17 protein-coding genes are annotated in these 15987 nt (G+C 69.5%); 12 read left to right on the top strand and 5 right to left on the bottom strand.

The annotated features are described in order from the left end of the window. The first annotated feature begins 2 nt into the window (after positions 1-2). Genes gmhB through ASC81_RS01970 form a run of 3 tightly spaced genes read left to right on the top strand, consistent with a single transcriptional unit; the run spans position 3 to position 2271 of the window. The gene (gene gmhB, locus ASC81_RS01980; protein WP_235533542.1) at positions 3-647 is read left to right on the top strand and encodes a D-glycero-beta-D-manno-heptose 1,7-bisphosphate 7-phosphatase; all 645 of its coding nucleotides are present in this window, start codon (positions 3-5) and stop codon (positions 645-647) included. Further along, positions 647-1456: a 1-acyl-sn-glycerol-3-phosphate acyltransferase gene (locus ASC81_RS01975; protein WP_235533541.1), complete on the top strand. Its 810-nt coding sequence runs from the start codon at positions 647-649 to the stop codon at positions 1454-1456. Before gmhB ends, ASC81_RS01975 begins: the two co-directional genes overlap by 1 nt. 5 nt (positions 1457-1461) lie before the next feature. Beyond that, a complete protein-coding gene (locus ASC81_RS01970; RefSeq protein WP_056262027.1) occupies positions 1462-2271 on the top strand; it encodes a M48 family metallopeptidase in 810 nt (269 codons plus the stop codon). Between the two features lie 419 nt (positions 2272-2690). On the opposite strand, the gene ASC81_RS01965 is transcribed toward ASC81_RS01970, so the two are convergent. Then, positions 2691-3749, bottom strand: a complete 1059-nt coding sequence (locus ASC81_RS01965; RefSeq protein WP_056262024.1) for an MBL fold metallo-hydrolase — start codon at positions 3747-3749, stop codon at positions 2691-2693. 51 nt (positions 3750-3800) lie between these two features. On the opposite strand from ASC81_RS01965, the gene ASC81_RS01960 reads away from it, so the two are divergent. The 3 genes from ASC81_RS01960 to ASC81_RS01950 all read left to right on the top strand — a co-directional run bounded on the left by ASC81_RS01960 (position 3801) and on the right by ASC81_RS01950 (position 6267). Further along, a complete protein-coding gene (locus ASC81_RS01960) occupies positions 3801-4217 on the top strand; it encodes a MerR family DNA-binding transcriptional regulator (RefSeq protein ID WP_056262023.1) in 417 nt (138 codons plus the stop codon). 134 nt (positions 4218-4351) lie between these two features. Continuing rightward, a complete protein-coding gene (locus ASC81_RS01955; RefSeq protein WP_156391658.1) occupies positions 4352-5107 on the top strand; it encodes an energy transducer TonB in 756 nt (251 codons plus the stop codon). 125 nt (positions 5108-5232) lie between these two features. After that, on the top strand, positions 5233-6267 hold the full coding sequence (locus tag ASC81_RS01950; RefSeq protein WP_056262017.1) for an SGNH/GDSL hydrolase family protein: 1035 nt from the start codon (positions 5233-5235) through the stop codon (positions 6265-6267). Here the strand turns inward: ASC81_RS01950 and ASC81_RS01945 are convergent. Beyond that, entirely contained in the window at positions 6229-7143 is a 915-nt protein-coding gene (locus tag ASC81_RS01945; RefSeq protein WP_056262014.1) for a LysR family transcriptional regulator, read from the bottom strand. The genes ASC81_RS01950 and ASC81_RS01945 overlap by 39 nt on opposite strands. A gap of 113 nt (positions 7144-7256) precedes the next feature. Between ASC81_RS01945 and ASC81_RS01940 the strand changes: the two genes are divergently transcribed. From ASC81_RS01940 to ASC81_RS01930, 3 genes are read left to right on the top strand one after another with little or no spacing between them, the layout of a single operon-like run. Continuing rightward, on the top strand, positions 7257-7862 hold the full coding sequence (locus ASC81_RS01940) for an FMN-dependent NADH-azoreductase (RefSeq protein WP_056262011.1): 606 nt from the start codon (positions 7257-7259) through the stop codon (positions 7860-7862). Positions 7863-7871: 9 nt separating this feature from the next. Next, on the top strand, positions 7872-8741 hold the full coding sequence (locus tag ASC81_RS01935; RefSeq protein ID WP_056262006.1) for a pirin family protein: 870 nt from the start codon (positions 7872-7874) through the stop codon (positions 8739-8741). A 4-nt stretch (positions 8742-8745) separates the two neighbouring features. Then, entirely contained in the window at positions 8746-9645 is a 900-nt protein-coding gene (locus tag ASC81_RS01930; protein ID WP_056262003.1) for a LysR family transcriptional regulator, read from the top strand. Here ASC81_RS01930 and ASC81_RS01925 read toward each other — a convergent pair. Beyond that, positions 9642-10559, bottom strand: coding sequence for a pyridoxamine 5'-phosphate oxidase family protein (locus ASC81_RS01925; protein WP_056262001.1), 918 nt, complete (start codon positions 10557-10559; stop codon positions 9642-9644). The two genes, ASC81_RS01930 and ASC81_RS01925, sit on opposite strands and share 4 nt — an antisense overlap. Positions 10560-10567: 8 nt before the next feature. After that, positions 10568-11194, bottom strand: a complete 627-nt coding sequence (locus ASC81_RS01920) for a glutathione S-transferase family protein (protein WP_056261999.1) — start codon at positions 11192-11194, stop codon at positions 10568-10570. 123 nt (positions 11195-11317) lie between these two features. Between ASC81_RS01920 and ASC81_RS01915 the strand changes: the two genes are divergently transcribed. Then, positions 11318-11923 carry a DUF938 domain-containing protein gene (locus tag ASC81_RS01915; protein ID WP_056261995.1) on the top strand — a complete coding sequence of 202 codons (606 nt, stop codon included), beginning with the start codon at positions 11318-11320 and terminating at the stop codon, positions 11921-11923. Here the strand turns inward: ASC81_RS01915 and ASC81_RS01910 are convergent. Beyond that, positions 11912-12823, bottom strand: coding sequence for a LysR family transcriptional regulator (locus ASC81_RS01910; protein ID WP_056261992.1), 912 nt, complete (start codon positions 12821-12823; stop codon positions 11912-11914). The two genes, ASC81_RS01915 and ASC81_RS01910, sit on opposite strands and share 12 nt — an antisense overlap. 115 nt (positions 12824-12938) lie before the next feature. Between ASC81_RS01910 and ASC81_RS01905 the strand changes: the two genes are divergently transcribed. Then, a complete protein-coding gene (locus ASC81_RS01905) occupies positions 12939-13691 on the top strand; it encodes an SDR family NAD(P)-dependent oxidoreductase (RefSeq protein ID WP_056261990.1) in 753 nt (250 codons plus the stop codon). Positions 13692-13823: 132 nt separating this feature from the next. Then, positions 13824-15197, top strand: a complete 1374-nt coding sequence (locus tag ASC81_RS01900) for a hypothetical protein (RefSeq protein WP_056261987.1) — start codon at positions 13824-13826, stop codon at positions 15195-15197. Positions 15198-15987: the final 790 nt, after the last annotated feature.

Here is a 15987-nt window from a genome sequence, read left to right as displayed (position 1 = left end):
CCATGCGCGCCGACCACGCCCACGGCATGAAGCTGGTCATCCTTGGCCGGGACGGCACGCTCAACCGCTACCGCGACGACCACGTCAAGGCGCCGGAGGAGCTCGACCCGCTGCCCGGCGCGATGGAGGCCGTGGCGCGCCTGAACCACGCCGGCTGGCACACGGTGCTGGCGACCAACCAGGCCGGCATCGGCCGCGGCCTGCTCGACATGGCCTCGCTGAACGCGGTGCACCTGCGCCTGAACCAGTTGCTGGCCGAGAAGGGCGGGCGCCTGGACGCGGCCTTCTTCTGCCCGCACACGCCCGAGGAAGGCTGCGACTGCCGCAAGCCGCTGCCGGGCCTGATCCAGCAGATCGGCGAGCGCTTCGATGTCGAGCTGCCGGCGGTGCACATGGTCGGCGCGTCGCTGACCGACCTGCTGACGGCCCAGAACGCCGGCTGCATTCCCCACCTCGTGCTGACCGGCCCCTTCGGCAACCTTGGCACCGAGGAACTCGCCAACCTGCTTGTGCAGGTACCGAGCGCCCGCGTGCACGACGACCTCGCCAGTTGCGCGGAAGTCATCATCCAGGCTGAGCGCCGCCGCGTTGCCGAGCAGCGCGGCAAGATCCTCGCCCCCGACACCCAGGCCGGAGACCTGAACTGATGTCCAACCTGCTGAGCGCGATTCGCTCGCTGATTTTTGTCCTGGTGCTGATCGTCACCGTGATCCCCTGGGCCACCGGCGTCCTCATCCTGTCCATCTTCCGCCGCGGCGACCCGGTCTACTGGGCTTGCGCCGGCTGGCTGAAGGTCGCCGTCTGGAGCGCCCGCTTCATCTGCGGCATCCGCTGGCGCATCCACGGCATGGAGAACCTGCCGCCGGCGTCCGACCGCCGCGCCGGCGTCGTGCTGCTGTCCAAGCACCAGAGCACCTGGGAGACCTTTGCCTACCCGGCGCTGTTCAGCCACCCGCTGGCCTATGTCTTCAAGCGCGAGCTGCTCTATGTGCCGTTCTTCGGCTGGGCGATGGCGCGCATGGACATGATCCACATTGACCGCGGCCGCCGCACCGAGGCCTGGAACAAGGTGCTGACCCAGGGCAAGCGCCTGGGCGGCCAGGGCAACTGGGTGATCATGTTCCCCGAGGGCACGCGCATCGCCCGCGGCGAGGTGGGTGACTACAAGACCGGCGGCACGCGCCTGGCCATCGAGGCCGGCCTGCCCGTCGTGCCCATCGCGGCCACCGCGGCGCGCTGCTGGCCGCGCAAGAGCTTCCTGCTGCGCCCGGGCGTGGTGGACGTCTCCATCGGCAAGCAGATCCCCTCGGTCGGCCGCGCGCCGGGCGAGCTGATGGCTGAGGTCAAGGACTGGATCGAGAGCGAGATGCGCCGCCTCGACCCGGAGGCCTACCAAAACCCTCTGCCCGCCGGCGTCGCCGCCGCTCCGGCAGCGCCGGCCGCCAATCAACGCTGAACAGCATGCCCGCCAAGCGCCCGGCTCCACTCCTGCAGGACAGCCAGCTGTCGCTGTTCGATGTGACGCCGGAAATCACGCCCGCCGAGCCCGGCGCGCCGCGCTCGCGGCGGGAGCTGTGGCTGGGGCAGCACCGCGTCGGCTACGAACTCAAGCGCGCGCGCCGGCGCAGCATCGGCTTTGTCGTCGGGCCGCAGGGCCTGCGGGTCAGCGCGCCGCGCTGGGTGCCGATCGACGACATCGAGCGTGCCCTGCATCACAAGGGCGAGTGGATCTTGCGCAAGCTCGTCGAGCAGCGCGAGCGTCAGCAGCGCGTGCAGGCCTCGCGCATCGAATGGCTGGACGGCGGCCGCCTGCCCTTTTTTGGCGATGCGCTGACGCTGGTGCTGGCACCCGCGGAACGCGAGATCGTCTGGGACGCCGCCGTGCGCCAGCTGCGTCTGCCGCTGCCCCTGGGGGCGTCGGCCGAGCAGATCCGCGACCTGACCCAGGCCTGGCTGCAGGCCCGCGCCCGCGAGGATTTCCTGCCGCGCTGTCAGCGCTTTGCCGAGGCACTCGGCGTGACGATGAAGGGGCTGCGGTTGTCGTCCGCGCAAACGCGTTGGGGCAGCGCGAGTGCGGACGGCTCCATCCGCCTGAACTGGCGCCTCATCCACTTCACGCCAGCCATCATTGACTACGTCGTCGCCCACGAGCTGGCCCACCTGCGCGAGATGAACCACAGCCCGGCCTTCTGGGACACGGTGCGCTCCGTGCTGCCAGACTTCGAGCGCTCGCGCGAGGCGCTGCGTGAGGAATCCATCGTGGTTCAGTGAGCCCCTCGCCTGGTCTGGCCGCGCTGAACGCGGGCCATCCCAGTCGGTCTTGCAGACCGCGCTGCGGCAGTGCCGCAGCTCTTCGGCAGGCACATCCCGCCCACTGGGCGCGATGTGTCCGGCCTCAGCCCCCGAGGGGACGGCGATGCTTGCGGCATTGAGCCGCAAGCACATCGCCAAGTGGGCCGGCTTCGGAGCGGCCCGGCGCTCGGCCCGAAAGACGATGGCGTGTGAATATTCCCCGGCCGGTGTCATCCGCACGCAGACACGTTCAGCAACACTTCGCTCCGACGCTGTCACCACAGGTACCCCAAGCCGGCTTGAAGCTGGTGGACAGAGGGAGAGAAGGGTACCGATAGAAGGCCGAAACGCCGCCGCCGGGCTGATCCCGCGGCGGCTTTTCCTTTTCTGGCATTGGTTCAGGACGGCGCGAAGCGGTAGATGCCGTCTGCGCCCAGCTCGCGCCGGAGTTCTCCCTTCAGCCACAGCGCATGCAGGTGGGCAATCGCCTCACCCATGGCGAAGGTGGTCTGGTGCAGGTCGAGCTTGCGCTTGAACAGCACCGACAGCAGGCCGGCCGCATGGGTCGGCGCTGCGCGGCAGGCTGCCACGACTTCGGCCAGGCGGTCGACGTGGTGCTCCTGCAACTGGTCGATGCGCGCATGCAAACCCGTGAAGGGCTTGCCGTGCGAGGGCAGCACCAGCGTGTCGTCGGGCAGGTCGAGGTAGCGCTCGAGTGAGCTCAGATAGAGCGTCAGCGGATCGGCCTCGGGCTCGACGTCGACGACCGACACATTGGTCGAGATGCGTGGCAGCACCATGTCGCCGCTGATCAGCAGCTTGGCTTCCGCGCAGAACAGGCTGATGTGCTCGGGCGCATGGCCGTAGCCGGCGATGCAGCGCCAGGTCTTGCCACCGATGTCGATCTGGCTGCCGTCCATCAGGCGCCGGTAGCTGGACGGCACGGCCGGCACCATCTTGGGGTAGTAGTCGGCGCGGGCGCGGATCTTCTCCAGGGAATCGGGATCGGTCAGTCCATGGCTGCCGAAGAAGGCCGCCGCCGAGGCGCCGCCCATGCCTACCGTCGAACCGCTGGCCAGGCGCGCGAGGTTGTAATCTGTCGCGCTCATCCACAAGCGGCAATTCCACTTCTCGGTCAGCCAGTGGCCAAGGCCGAGGTGGTCAGGGTGGAAGTGGGTTGCGATGACGCGCAGCACCGGCAGGCCGTCCAGGCGCTCGGCAAACACGGTCTCCCAGTTGGCGCGCGTCTCGTCACTGGCGATGCCGCAGTCGACGATGGTCCAGCCCTCTCGCCCGTCGATGCGGTCACGCAGCAGCCACAGGTTGATGTGATCCAGCGCAAAAGGCAGGCCCATGCGCACCCATCGCACGCCGGGCGCGAGGTCCAGCGCCTCGCCGGGGCCGGGCAGGGTGTCACCCAGGGGGTAATGCAGTTCGGATTCGCGTGCGTTGGCCATGGTGCTGCTCGGCTCGATTTAGACTGACGTTTACGTCAATTGAGTGTAGCCATGCCCTCCCGCAAGTCTGTCTCCGCCGCGACCGAGGCCGCCCAGCCGACCTTCACCATCACCGAGCTCGCGGCCGAGTTCGACATCACCCCGCGCGCCATCCGCTTCTACGAGGACATGGGCCTGCTGGAGCCCGGCCGCAAGGGCCGCAACCGCGTCTACACGCCGCGCGACCGCACGCGTCTGAAGCTGACCCTACGCGGCAAGCGCCTGGGGCTGCCGCTGCAGGAGATCAAGCAGCTGGTCGACATGTACGACAGCCAAGCCAGCGCCGCGCCCCAACTGCGGGCGTTCCTGGCCATCCTGGCGCAGCACCGCAACCAGCTGGAGCAGCAGCGCCACGACATCGAGGTGACGCTGGCCGAGATCCAGCAGCACGAGAAGCGCTGCCGCGCCCTCCTGGCCGGCAAAGCGTGACGCCTGGTCGGCAGAACCGGCAATTTTTCGTCTGAAGCGGCACAAACCGTGCTGCGGCCATTTGTAACCCTCACTAGAGTCCGGCGCTGGCTGCAGTCTCCTGCCGCCGGCCGAATCGTCTTCGTGGAGCTGTCATGACACTTGGACCGCGCCCCTCTTTGGCGCTTGCCCTGCCCGCCATTGCGGGAGCACTGCTGTTGCTGGCCCAACCGGCCCGCGCCCAACAAGACCCGCCCAAGCCGGATCTTGAGCGCGCGCAGAAGGCCGCCGACGCGGTTTTCCACTGGATCAAGCTGAACGCGGACAAGGGCGCCAACCGCAAGCCGCCGGCCCCTGCAGCAGCACCTGCACCTGCTCCTGCGCCCAAGAAAGCTGCCGCACCGGTGGCTGCCGCGCCGCGGCCTGCGCCGGCATCCGAACCGAGTGCCCCTCCTGTGGCAGCCACGGTCGCCGCTGCGCCGGCGCCGGTCACATTGGCCGCCCAGCCGGCACCTGAACCCGAACTTGATCGCACGCCCGTGGTGCTCGCCGCCGCCGCGCCCACGCCCGCACCGGCCGCACCGATGGCCGCCGCCGCACAGGTGGCGCAGCCGCCCGCCCAACCTGAGCCGCAGGCGCCGGAGGAACGCGAGGAGCCGCTGAAACTCGTCTCCAAGGTCGACCCGACGTTGCCGCGCCAGTTGCAGCAGGGCACGTTCCGCAACGGCTTCGCGCAGGTGCAGTTCACGGTCGGCACCGACGGCTCGGTGCAGCAGGCCTCGGTCATCAAGGCCACCCATTCCCGCCTGGGCAATGCCGCCGTCGACGCCGTGCGCCAATGGCGTTTCGCGCCGCTGCGCAAGTCCCGCGAGGCGGCCGTCGAAGTCGCCTTCAAGAACGACACCGAATAAGGCCTGCGGACGCGGCGGCAAGCGCCCTGTTTCAGGCTCGGGCGTACACGGGTTGACGCCGCGATGGCGGCCATCGATGCTCTGCTGAGCCGCCAGAAGTCCTGCGGCAAAACCAGGGAGTTCCCATGTCCTACCGTCTGCTCGCCCGCATGCTCGCGGGCTTTGGTCTTTGTGCCGCCTTGTCGGCCTCGGCCGGCCCCTATTCCGGCCTGTTCGTCTTTGGCGACAGCCTCTCGGACAGCGGCAACAACGCGCTGTTGCTGACACCCGCCTACGGCGGCACGCTGCCGACCGTCGTCGTGGCGAACGATGCCTTCTACAGCCAGCTGCCCTCCAGCGCCGGCACCTACTCCAACGGGCCCGTCTGGACGCAGTACCTGGCGCAGTCGCTGGGCCTCACGTTGTTGCCCTCGGTGGCCGGCGGCACCAACTTCGCCTTCGGTGGCGCGCAGACCGGCATGAACGGCGGTGACGTGCCGCAGATCCCGGGCTTCCCGTTCAGCATGCGCACGCAGCTCGACATCTATCTCAACGGCGCCGGCAACATCGCCGACCCGAATGCGCTCTACGTGGTCGCTGGTGGCGGCAACAACGTGCGCGTGGCGCTGGAGGCCATCGCTGCCGGGGCGGACGCCAACGCGACCGTCGGCGCCACGGTGGCCAACTACGCCGCCGACATGGCCGGCCTCGTGGCCAGCCTGAAGCTGGCCGGCGCCCAGCATGTGCTGGTGATGAACACGCCCAACTTCGGCCTCACGCCGCTCGCCAATGCGATGGGCATCGGCGCCGAGGCCACGGCACTCAGCTTCGCCATGGATGCCGCCCTCGCAGGCGCGCTGGCCGGCAGCGGGGTGAAGAGCTTCGACATGTTCAGCTTCCTGACTGCCACGGTGGCGGCCAACGAAGCGGCCGTGGCACTCGGCAATCCGCCTGCCTTCAGCAACTGGACCAACGCCTGCGCAGCTGGGATCAACAACTGCGACCTCGACACCGCGCTGTTCTGGGACGCCATCCATCCGACGACGCTGGCCCACCAGCAGCTCGCCAACGCCGTGCTGGCCGTGGCCGTCCCCGAGCCCGGTGCGGCCGCGATGCTGGCTCTCGGCCTGGCCGTCATCGTCCTAGGCGCCCGGCGCCGGGCACGCGTCCAGCAAGGCTGACATCGCCTCCAGAAACACCCGGGTGCGCAGCGGCATCAGCCGCCGCTCCGGGAACACGGCCCAGCAGATCGAGCCGGGCAGGTGCCAGTCCGGCAGCAAGCGCTGCAGCGTGCCCAGCTCGACCGAATGGCGCACCAGCAGGCGGTCCACGCCGGCAATGCCCACGCCGCTGAGTGCCAGTTGCGCCAGCAGGCTGGGCGAGTTGGCCAGCGTGCGCTGCGCCGGTCGGGCCAGGTGCGGCTCGGCGCCATCGCGCTGCAGCTGCCAGGGCACCGGCTCGCCGGTGCGCGTCAGCAGCATCAGCGCATGCATGTTGTCGAGCGCCTGGGGCAGCAGCGGCTCGCCGACCCGTTCCAGGTAGCCAGGCGAGGCGTACAGGCCCCAATGCGTCGTCGCCAGCCGGCGCGCGGCGAGCTGGCTGTCCTCGCCGAGCTGGCCCATTCGGATGGCGAGGTCGAAACCCTCGCCGATCAGGTCCACGCGCCGTGGCGTCAGGTCCAGCTCCAGCTGCACTTCCGGATAGTTCAGCGCGAACTCGGCCAGCATGCCCGCGGCCACGCGCTCGGCAAAGTCCGCCGGCATGCTCACGCGCAGCCGCCCGCTCGGCTTTTGCTGCCGATGCAACGCCAGCGCCAGCGCGCCGTCCACTTCGGCCGCCACGGCCCGCGCATGTTCCAGCACGCCGGCGCCGAAGTCCGTCAGCGTCAACTTGCGCGTCGTGCGCTGCAACAGCTTCTCGCCCAGCCGGGTTTCCAGCGCCGCAATGCGCCGTGACACGGTGCTCTTGGGCCAGTGCACGCGCTCAGCGGCGCGGCTGAAGCTGCCGGCGTCCATCACACGGGCAAACAGCAGCAGGTCGTCGGCGTCGGATTCCACTTTTGGCCCCATTGATCCATTGACGGAACAATCTTATGCAAATCGACGACTTCTGCAGTTGATTGCCACTGCCTAGAGTTCATTCCATCGCAACCCGCTACCCGGAGCCCCGAATGAACATCCTGCAAATCAACGCCAGCGCCCGCCGTGCCACCGACGACCAAGGTTCGGTCTCTACCCGGCTGGCCAATGAACTGACCGCCGGCCTGCGCGCTGGCAACCCAGCCGCCACCGTCACCGTGCGCGACCTGACGCTGACGCCGCAGCCCGTGCTCGACGAAGTGGCGCTCGGCGCCCTCTTCACGCCGGCCGACCAGCGCAGCCCCGAACAGGCCGCCCGCGTGGCGCTGGACGATGCGCTGATCGCCGAGCTGCAGGCCGCCGACACCGTCGTCATCGGCGTACCGATGTACAACTTCAACGTCACGGCGCAGTTCAAGAACTGGATCGACGCGGTGGCCCGCGCCGGCGTCACCTTCAAGTACACCGAGAAGGGGCCGGTCGGCCTGGTGACCGGCAAGAAGGTGTTCATCGTCACCAGCCGCGGCGGCATCCACCGTGACCAGCCCAGCGACCAGATGACGCCCTATCTGCGCACCGTGCTGGCCTTCCTGGGCATGACCGACGTCGAGTTCGTCTACGCTGAAGGCATGGCCTTCGCGGCCGAACAAGGCTTGGCCAACGCCCGTTCGCAAATTACTCAACTGCTCGCCGCTTAAGGAATCGCCATGAGCACCGTCGCCCCCACCCTGTTGAACCAGCCTCGCGAAGTCGAGCGCCTGGTCGCCGGTCAGCCGACCAGCGACGGTGCCGGCGTCAAGCTCAACCGCGTGCTGACGAACAACCTGCAGCGCCGGCTGGACCCCTTCCTCATGCTCGACGCCTTCGGCACGGACAACCCCGACGACTACATCGCCGGCTTTCCCGACCATCCGCACCGCGGCTTCGAGACCATCACCTACATGCTCGCCGGCCGCATGCGCCACCGCGACTCGGCCGGTAACGAAGGCCTGATCAGCGACGGCGGCGTGCAGTGGATGACCGCCGGTCGCGGCGTCATCCACAGCGAGACGCCCGAGCAGAACGAAGGCCGCATGGCCGGCTTCCAGCTCTGGCTCAACCTGCCGGCCAAGGACAAGCTGCGCGACCCGTGGTACCGCGACGTGGCCAGCCACGAGGTGCCGGAGTTCGAGCGCGATGGCGTGAAGACGCGTGTCATTGCCGGCACCAGCCATGGTGTGACCGGCGCCGTGCAGCGCGACAGCACCGAGCCGCTTTACCTCGACCTGCACTTCGCGCCCGGTGCCCGCTTCGAGCAGCCGCTGCCGCCCGAGTTCAACGCCTTCGTCTACGTGTACGAAGGCGCGTTGAAGTTCGACAGCGGTTGCCAGCAGCCCGAGGGACGCATGGCCATCCTTGCCAACACACCCGGCAGCGACGGCGTGCGCCTGCAGGCCAGCGACAAGCCGACCCGCGCACTGCTGATCGCCGGTAAGCCGCTGGGCGAGCCCATCGCGCAGTACGGGCCCTTCGTCATGAACACCGAGGCCGAGCTGGTGCAGGCGGTGCGCGACTTCCAGGCTGGCAGGCTGGCCTGATCGAATGGACCGCCTGCAGGCCATGGAGGTCTTCGTCGCCGTCGTCGACAGCGGCGGCTTCGCGGCGGCGGCGCGCAAGCTGGACCTGTCCGCCCCGGTCGTCACGCGCGCCGTGGCCGAGCTGGAGGCGCGCCTCGGCGTGCGGCTGCTGACGCGCACGACCCGCGCGGTGCGCCTGACCGAGGCCGGCGCCCGCTATGCCGAGGACTGCCGGCGCATCCTGGCCGACGTGGGCGACTCGGAGGCCGCCACCAGTGGCAGCCGCAGCCAGTTCAAGGGCTTGCTCAGCGTGACGGCGCCGGTGCTGTTCGGCAACCTGCATGTGACGCCCATCGTCACGGACTATCTGCAGCGCTACCCGGACGTCGACGCGCAATGCGTCTTCGTCGACCGCGTCGTCAACCTGGTCGACGAGGGCCTGGACGTGGCCGTGCGCATCGGCGAGCTGCCCGACTCCGCGCTGCGTGCCATCGGCGTTGGCCAGGTGCGGCGCATGCTGCTGGCCTCGCCCAGCTACATCGCCCAGCATGGCCGACCGCAGCGGCCCGAGGATCTGTCCGGGCACACGCTGATCCATCCCACCCAGGTGGCGCCCTACCCGGAATGGCGCTTTGCCGAAGGCGGCCGGCCGCTGGTGCAGCGCATCCGGCCACGGCTGCGCACGACGACCAACGATGCCGCCCGCTCGTTCGCGCTGGCGGGGCTTGGCATCGTGCGCCTGCTCAGCTACCAGGCCGCCGATGCACTGGCGCGTGGCGAGCTGCTGCCGGTGCTGGAGAGCTTCGAGTTGCCGCCTGTCCCCGTCCACATCGTGCACCACGAGGGGCGGCACATGACGCAGAAGCTGCGCGCCTTCATCGACCTGGCGGTGGACAGCTTGCGCGCGAATCCGGCCTTGCGTTAAGCCGGCAGGTTCTCCCGCGCCCAGTCGCGGAAACGCCAGCGCAGCGGCAGGACATCGCGCAACCAATACCCCTCGTCGAGCTGGAAGCGCCAGGCTCGCTCCGCGTCGTCGAGTGCTGCCAGCTCCGGGCCATCCCAGACGATCTCCGCCCGCCCCGTCAGCGTCAGCAGGTCGCCGCGCTCGAAGTCGATGAAGAGCAGGCCGGCGCGCCCATCGATCTGCAGGTTGCCTAACGTCATGAACATGCGGTTGCCCGAGTAGTCGGGCACCAGCAGCGTCCGTTCGTCCTCCTGCATGACGAAGCCGGCGGGGCCGCCCCGGTGAGACACATCCGCGCCGGCGCCGCCCGCATGCGTGGCGACGAACACCGTGTCGGCGGCGGCGATCAGCCAGGCCGCGTCGTCGCCCAGTTCCGTCATGCGCTCGATGGCACGCGGCCGCGTGTCGGCCGCATCGCGCACCCAGTCGACCTCGCGGCCCTGGATGTATTGCGGGCAATTGCCCACCGTCTGCTCGACCTGCAGCCGCAAGCCTGAAGCCTCGACCGCCACCAGCTTGCCGTTGACGCGGTTGCGTCGGCGCGTGTGCAGCTCGATGCCCAGCAGCCCGAGCGACGCGCCCGGCGTCATGCCGGCCGCGGCCGGATCACCAGGGATGGGCATGGCAGCGAAAGTCAGATGTGAGGCATCCGGCGCCTGCACAAAGCCCGGCGGCCCGACCAGCAGCGTGGCCCAGGGCCGGCCTGCGGGGTCCACGCTGCCGGCCAGCATGAAGGGCAGTTGCTCGTAGAAGCGCTGGTGCTGCTCGGGCATGTGGTCGCGCACGACCCGCGGACCGATCTCGGCCATGCGCTCGGCGACGCCCAGGCGCGCCTGCACGGCGACCTCGCCGGCATGGAAGGTCTGTGCATTCATGGCAGACCTCAGGCTGCGGCGCGCAGGCCGGCGGCAGTGGTCTTGAAAGGCACGAAGCCCGGTAGCGCCTCGATGCGGGCCAGCCAGGAACGCAGCGCGGGGTACGGCGCCAGATCGACATTGCCCTCGGGCGCATTGACGATGTAGCTGTAGCCGGCGATGTCGGCCAGCGTCGCGTGATCGCCGACAAGGAAGGACCGCTTCGACAGCTCGCCCTCCATCACCTTGAACAAGCCATGGGCACGGCCGATGACCTCGTCGGCATCGAGGCGCGCGCCGAACACGGTGACCAGGCGAGCCGCCGCCGGGCCGAAGGCGATGGGGCCGGAAGCCACCGACAGCCAGGCCTGCACCGCCGCCCGGCCGGCGGCGTCCTGCGGCAGCCAGCGGCCGGCGGCGTCGTACTTGCTGGCCAGGTAGACGAGGATGGCCGTGCTGTCCCAGACAAAGTGGCCGTCGTCCTCCAGCAGCGGCAGCTGGCCGAACGGATGGCGGGCGATGAACTCGGGTGTCTTGTGCGCGCGGGTGGCGAAGTCGATGTCGACGAGTTCATGCGGCAGGCCCAGCAGGGACAACGCCAGTTCCGCGCGGTGGGCATGCCCTGACAGGGCATGGCGGTACAGCTTGAGGGTCATGAGGGCTCCTTGGAAAGCAACAAGGCTCACTGTGCCGAGCCGCCTGCCATCGCGAAAGGGCGCGCGCCGCAAGCCACTCTTTCGGCGCCTGACGGCAATCGCCGCGCCGCACAATCCCAGTCCATGGACCCACGCCGCCACAGCCCCGCCGCCGAACGCAACGGCCCGCCCATCCTGGCCGCGTTGCACCGCCTGCTGCCGCCCACGGGCGTGATGCTGGAAATCGCCAGCGGCACCGGCCAGCATGCGGCCTTTCTCAGCGAAGGATTGGCCGACTGGCAATGGCAGCCGAGCGACTTCGATACCGCATCGCTGCCCTCCATCTCGGCGTGGTGCGACGGCCTGGCCCGCGTGCGCCCACCGATCACGCTGAACGTGCTCGACGCCGCCTGGCCCGGCGTGCCCGCGCAGGTCGACGCCATCTACTGCGCCAACATGATCCACATCGCGCCCTGGGCCTGCACGGCCGGGCTGATGCGGGGCGCAGCGCGCCACCTGGCGGCCGAGGGCCTGCTCATCACCTACGGGCCCTACCTGCTCGACGACGAGCCGACGGCGCCCAGCAACCTCGCCTTCGATGAGGACCTGCGCGCTCGCAACGCCAGCTGGGGCATCCGCCGGCTGGCAGACGTTGCCGCAGAAGCGGCCACGGCGGGCCTGCGGCTGCGCGAGCGCATCGACATGCCGGCCAACAACAAGCTGCTGGTCTGGGCTCGCCTAACTCGCTAGACCCGCGGCCACGTGGTCGCCGAACGCCTTGGCCTTGCCCGACAGCCGCCGCTGCGGCGGGCTGACGAGGTGCATGGGCAGGGCCCGCCCGCGCCAATGCGGCAGCGCCACCTGCACCTTGCCGCTCGCCAGTTCGTCCTGCAGCAGCCAGCCCGGCGAATAGGCCAGGCCCATGCCCGCCAGCACGGCCTCGCGCACCGCCTCGCCGCTGTTGCTGCGCAGGCGCCCGGCCACGCGCACGCTGGCCGGGCTGCCGACGGGTGCGGACGCGCCCGGCTCCGCCTCGAAGGCCCACACCGGGCCGGCGCGCAGCTCGGTGAAGACGATGCAGTCATGCTGCTGCAGGTCGGCCGGCTCGGCCGGCGGTGCGATGCCCCGTTCCTCGAAGTAGCCCCGCCGCGCCACCACGGCACGGCGCACGGTGCCGATGCGCCGCGCCACCAGGCCCGAGTCCGCCAGCTCGCCGATGCGCACCGCGACATCAATGCCATGCTCGACCAGGTCGATGTAGCCATCGTCCAGCCGCAGGTCCACCTTCACGTCGGGATGCGCAGCCAGGAAGCTGTGCACCAGCGGCATCAGCTTCATGCGGCCGAAGCTGGCCGACGCCGCCACGCGCAGCCAGCCCTGCAGCCGGTGCTCGCCCGCGCGCAGCTCGCTCTCGGCCTCGGCAATCTCGGCCACCAGCCGCCGCGCCTGCTCCACATAGCGCTCGCCCGCGTCGGTCAGCTTGAGCGCCCGCGTGCTGCGCGACAGCAGCTGCGCGCCCAGCTGCTTCTCCAGCGCCGCCACCTGCTTGCTGACGGCGCTCTGCGTGCTGCCGAGCTCGCGCCCCGCGGCCGAGAAGCTGCCCAGCTCGACCACCCGCACGAGGGTCTGCATTGCCTGCAAACGGTCCATCTCTCTTCGCCTTCCATGCCTGATTGGAATAAATCTTAGGCAATCCGGCCGGCTACCGCTTTGCCTGAGCGGCAATCACAGTGAAGTCACTCAACCACTCCACGGAGCTTTCTGCATGACTTCACCCATCGTTCTCATCACCGGCGCCCTGTCCGGCATCGGCCGCGCCACCGCGCTTGCGTTTGCCAAGGAAGGTGCCACCGTCGTCGCCAGCGGGAGGCGCGAAGCCGAAGGCCAGGCGCTGGTGGCCGAACTGCGCGCGGCCGGCGCGCCCGCTGCGGCCTTCATCCGCGCCGACGTGCGCCATGAAGCCGAAGTGCGCTCTCTCGTCGAGCAGACCGTCGAGCGCTTCGGCCGGCTGGACGTGGCCGTCAACAACGCCGGTATCGAGGGCGACTACGGCCCTATCAGCGAGACCACCGACGCGAACTACGTGGCCGTCTTCGACACCAATGTGCGCGGCGTCGTGAACTCGCTGAAGCACGAACTGCGCGTGATGCAGGCCCAGGGTGGCGGCAGCATCGTCAACGTGTCGTCCGTGCTCGGTCGCGTCGGCTACGCCGGCTTCGGCGTCTACACGGCCAGCAAGCACGCGGTGGACGGCCTCACGCGCACCGCGGCGCTGGAAGGCGCGGCCCACGGCGTGCGCGTCAACGGCGTGGCGCCGGGCCCGGTCGACACGCCCATGCTCAATCGCCTCACTGGCAACGACGAGGACGCCAAGGCGCAGATGCTGGCTGGCATGGTCGGCAAGCGCGCGGCCGCACCCGACGAGATCGCCCAGGCCATCGTCTTCCTGGCGGGCAACCGCTCGCGGTTCCTGACGGGGGAGACCGTGGCGATCGACGGCGGGCATTCGGCCGGTTGAGCGGCCTGCAGCGCTCGGCACAACGCCACCGCCGGCAAACTTTTGCCATCCGACGCTCCCCGCCCTAACCTGGCAACGACGCGCAAGTTCAAGCCCGGGGAGTGACAAAAGATGGAATGGCGTTTGGCGAGGATGATCCGTCGGCGTGGCGCGGCGGCGGTGCTGCTGGCCATGTTGGCGGCCTGCGGCGGGGGTGGCGGCAGCGCTGGCGGAGGTGGTGACCCGCCGCCACCACTGCAGCTGGCCACGCCGGGCGTGTCAGTGATCAAGCTGCGCAGCGGCGCGACCAGCTGGGTGGCGCTGGCCGAGAAGGCGCGGTCACCGGAGATCCCGACCAAGCCGCAACGGCAGTTGCTCATCTCGCAGGCCGACGGACGCAGCCTGCGGCTGAGCCACCTGCCGCCCGATGGCTGGTCGCTGCTGGACTTCGCGCTGCATGCCTCGGGCGAGATCAGCCTGCTGCTGGCCAGCGACCGCGAGCTGCGCCTGCAGCGGCTGTCGGCCATCGGTCAGCCGCTGCGCGACCAGCCCTTCGTCGACCTGCAGGTGGCCACCGACGCCTTCGTCGGCGACCCGCTGTCTGGGCGCGACCACCAGTCGCTGCTGCCCCACTACACGCGCGACGCCGCCCGCCTGGCAGCCATCGGCGAGGACGTGGCGCTGGCCTTCCGCTCGGGGCGCCACGCCGTCGTGCTGCACCGCCTCGCCTACACGGCGACGGATGGTTTCGCCAAGCAATGGCGCCGCCTGGTCGAACCGGGCGTCTTCATCGGCGCGCGCTTCATCACCTCCGGCACATTCGACCCCTTCAAGAGCCTGGACCAGCAGTGGCGCGTCGCGCTGGATGCCGATGCGCAGGGCCGCATCGCCGTGGCGGTGAGCCTGCACGACACCGACCTGCTCGATGGCCACCGCCAGCATTTCGGTGAGGCCCTGGACCCGGCCGTCGCCAACGGCCTGCTGCTGAGCCAGTTCAACGGCAGCGGGCAGCGCCTCGGCACGGCCCTCATCGACACCCGCCAGCGCTCGGAGCTGCATGCGCTGCGCTGGGTGGGCGACCAGGTGGCTGTTGCTGGCCGCGTGCGCACTTTGCAGACCCCGGAAGGCTGGGATGGCTTCCTGGCGCTGGTGCCAGCCGGCGCCACGGCGGCCTCGGCCTATCGCGTGCTGCACGCCGATGCCGGCGACGTGGTCTTCGATGTCGCCCTGCGCAGCGACGGCCGCCTGCTGGTGGCCGGCAGCACCGGATACACCCAGAACCCCGCGGGCGCCAGCATCTCGGAAGACGCCAAGCCGCTGCTGGGCCTGTTGTCGGCAGACGGGCAATGGCAGCAACGCATCACGCTGGTGGCCGGCCCGCGCCACAACCAGCTGCGGGCGCTGGCATCGCGCGCCGATGGGAGCTGGCTGCTCGGCGGCATGGACAACGGGCCGGGCACGCATTCGGCCGATGCGAACACGGCGCTGCTGACGGCGGACGGGTATCTGCGTGAGCAACGGCTGTGAAAGCAGTAGGTTGGAGCGAGCTTGCGAACCCCAACATGAGGCCGCCGCACAGCGTTGGGGTTGGCAACCCAACCTACCGGGCTGCGGTGTCTGCGTTGCATGGATGCTTTGGCAGAGAACGCGCCTCATCGCTGCATTGCCGGGAGTCCCGCCCGGCGGCGGGGTAACTTTCTTCTGCGGGGCCAGAAGAAAGTCACCAAAGAAGAGGCCCTGAACCGCACACCATCACCACATGCACGCGCTGCGCCGTGCAACAGCCGCTCGTTGAGCGGGAAGACGCGAACCGCTTCGCTCTCGCTGCTGACCTTATGACGAGGGCCATGGTGCCCGCTTCAGGTCGCTCAACGCGCGGCTGCACGCCGGGCTCACCAGGAATACAGCGTCGCTGGGGCGACGCCCCGGTGGATGCTGCACAGCGACACGTCGCCCGAGCGACGCTCTTGGGCTTTCTCGTGAGCACGGCGTGCAGCCGCGCGTTAAGCGGGCAGGTGGTGCGATGGATGCTGCTGGTGATAGGGACAGCAGCGAGAGCGCAGCGGGTCGCGTCTTCCCGGCATGGAGGCGCTTGTTTTCGCGCGCCGCTCCTGGCGCCGCGATGCTCGTGTGCGGTTCAGCGCCTCTTCTTTGGTGACTTTCTTCTGGCGCCGCAGAAGAAAGTTACCCGCCCGCCGGGGCGGACTCCCGGCATCACGGCACCGAGTCAGAAGGCTCATCGCAGACACACCCTCAACCGTAGTGTTTCGCGTCGCTCTTGTTGGGGTTCACTACGCTCACCTCAACCTACAGGCTC

Origin of the sequence: Pelomonas sp. Root405, assembly GCF_001425165.1 — a bacterium.
In the GTDB taxonomy this organism is placed as follows: domain Bacteria; phylum Pseudomonadota; class Gammaproteobacteria; order Burkholderiales; family Burkholderiaceae_C; genus Pelomonas.
Note: the sequence above shows the minus strand (reverse complement) of the source record. Positions and strands in the feature narration are given on the sequence as shown.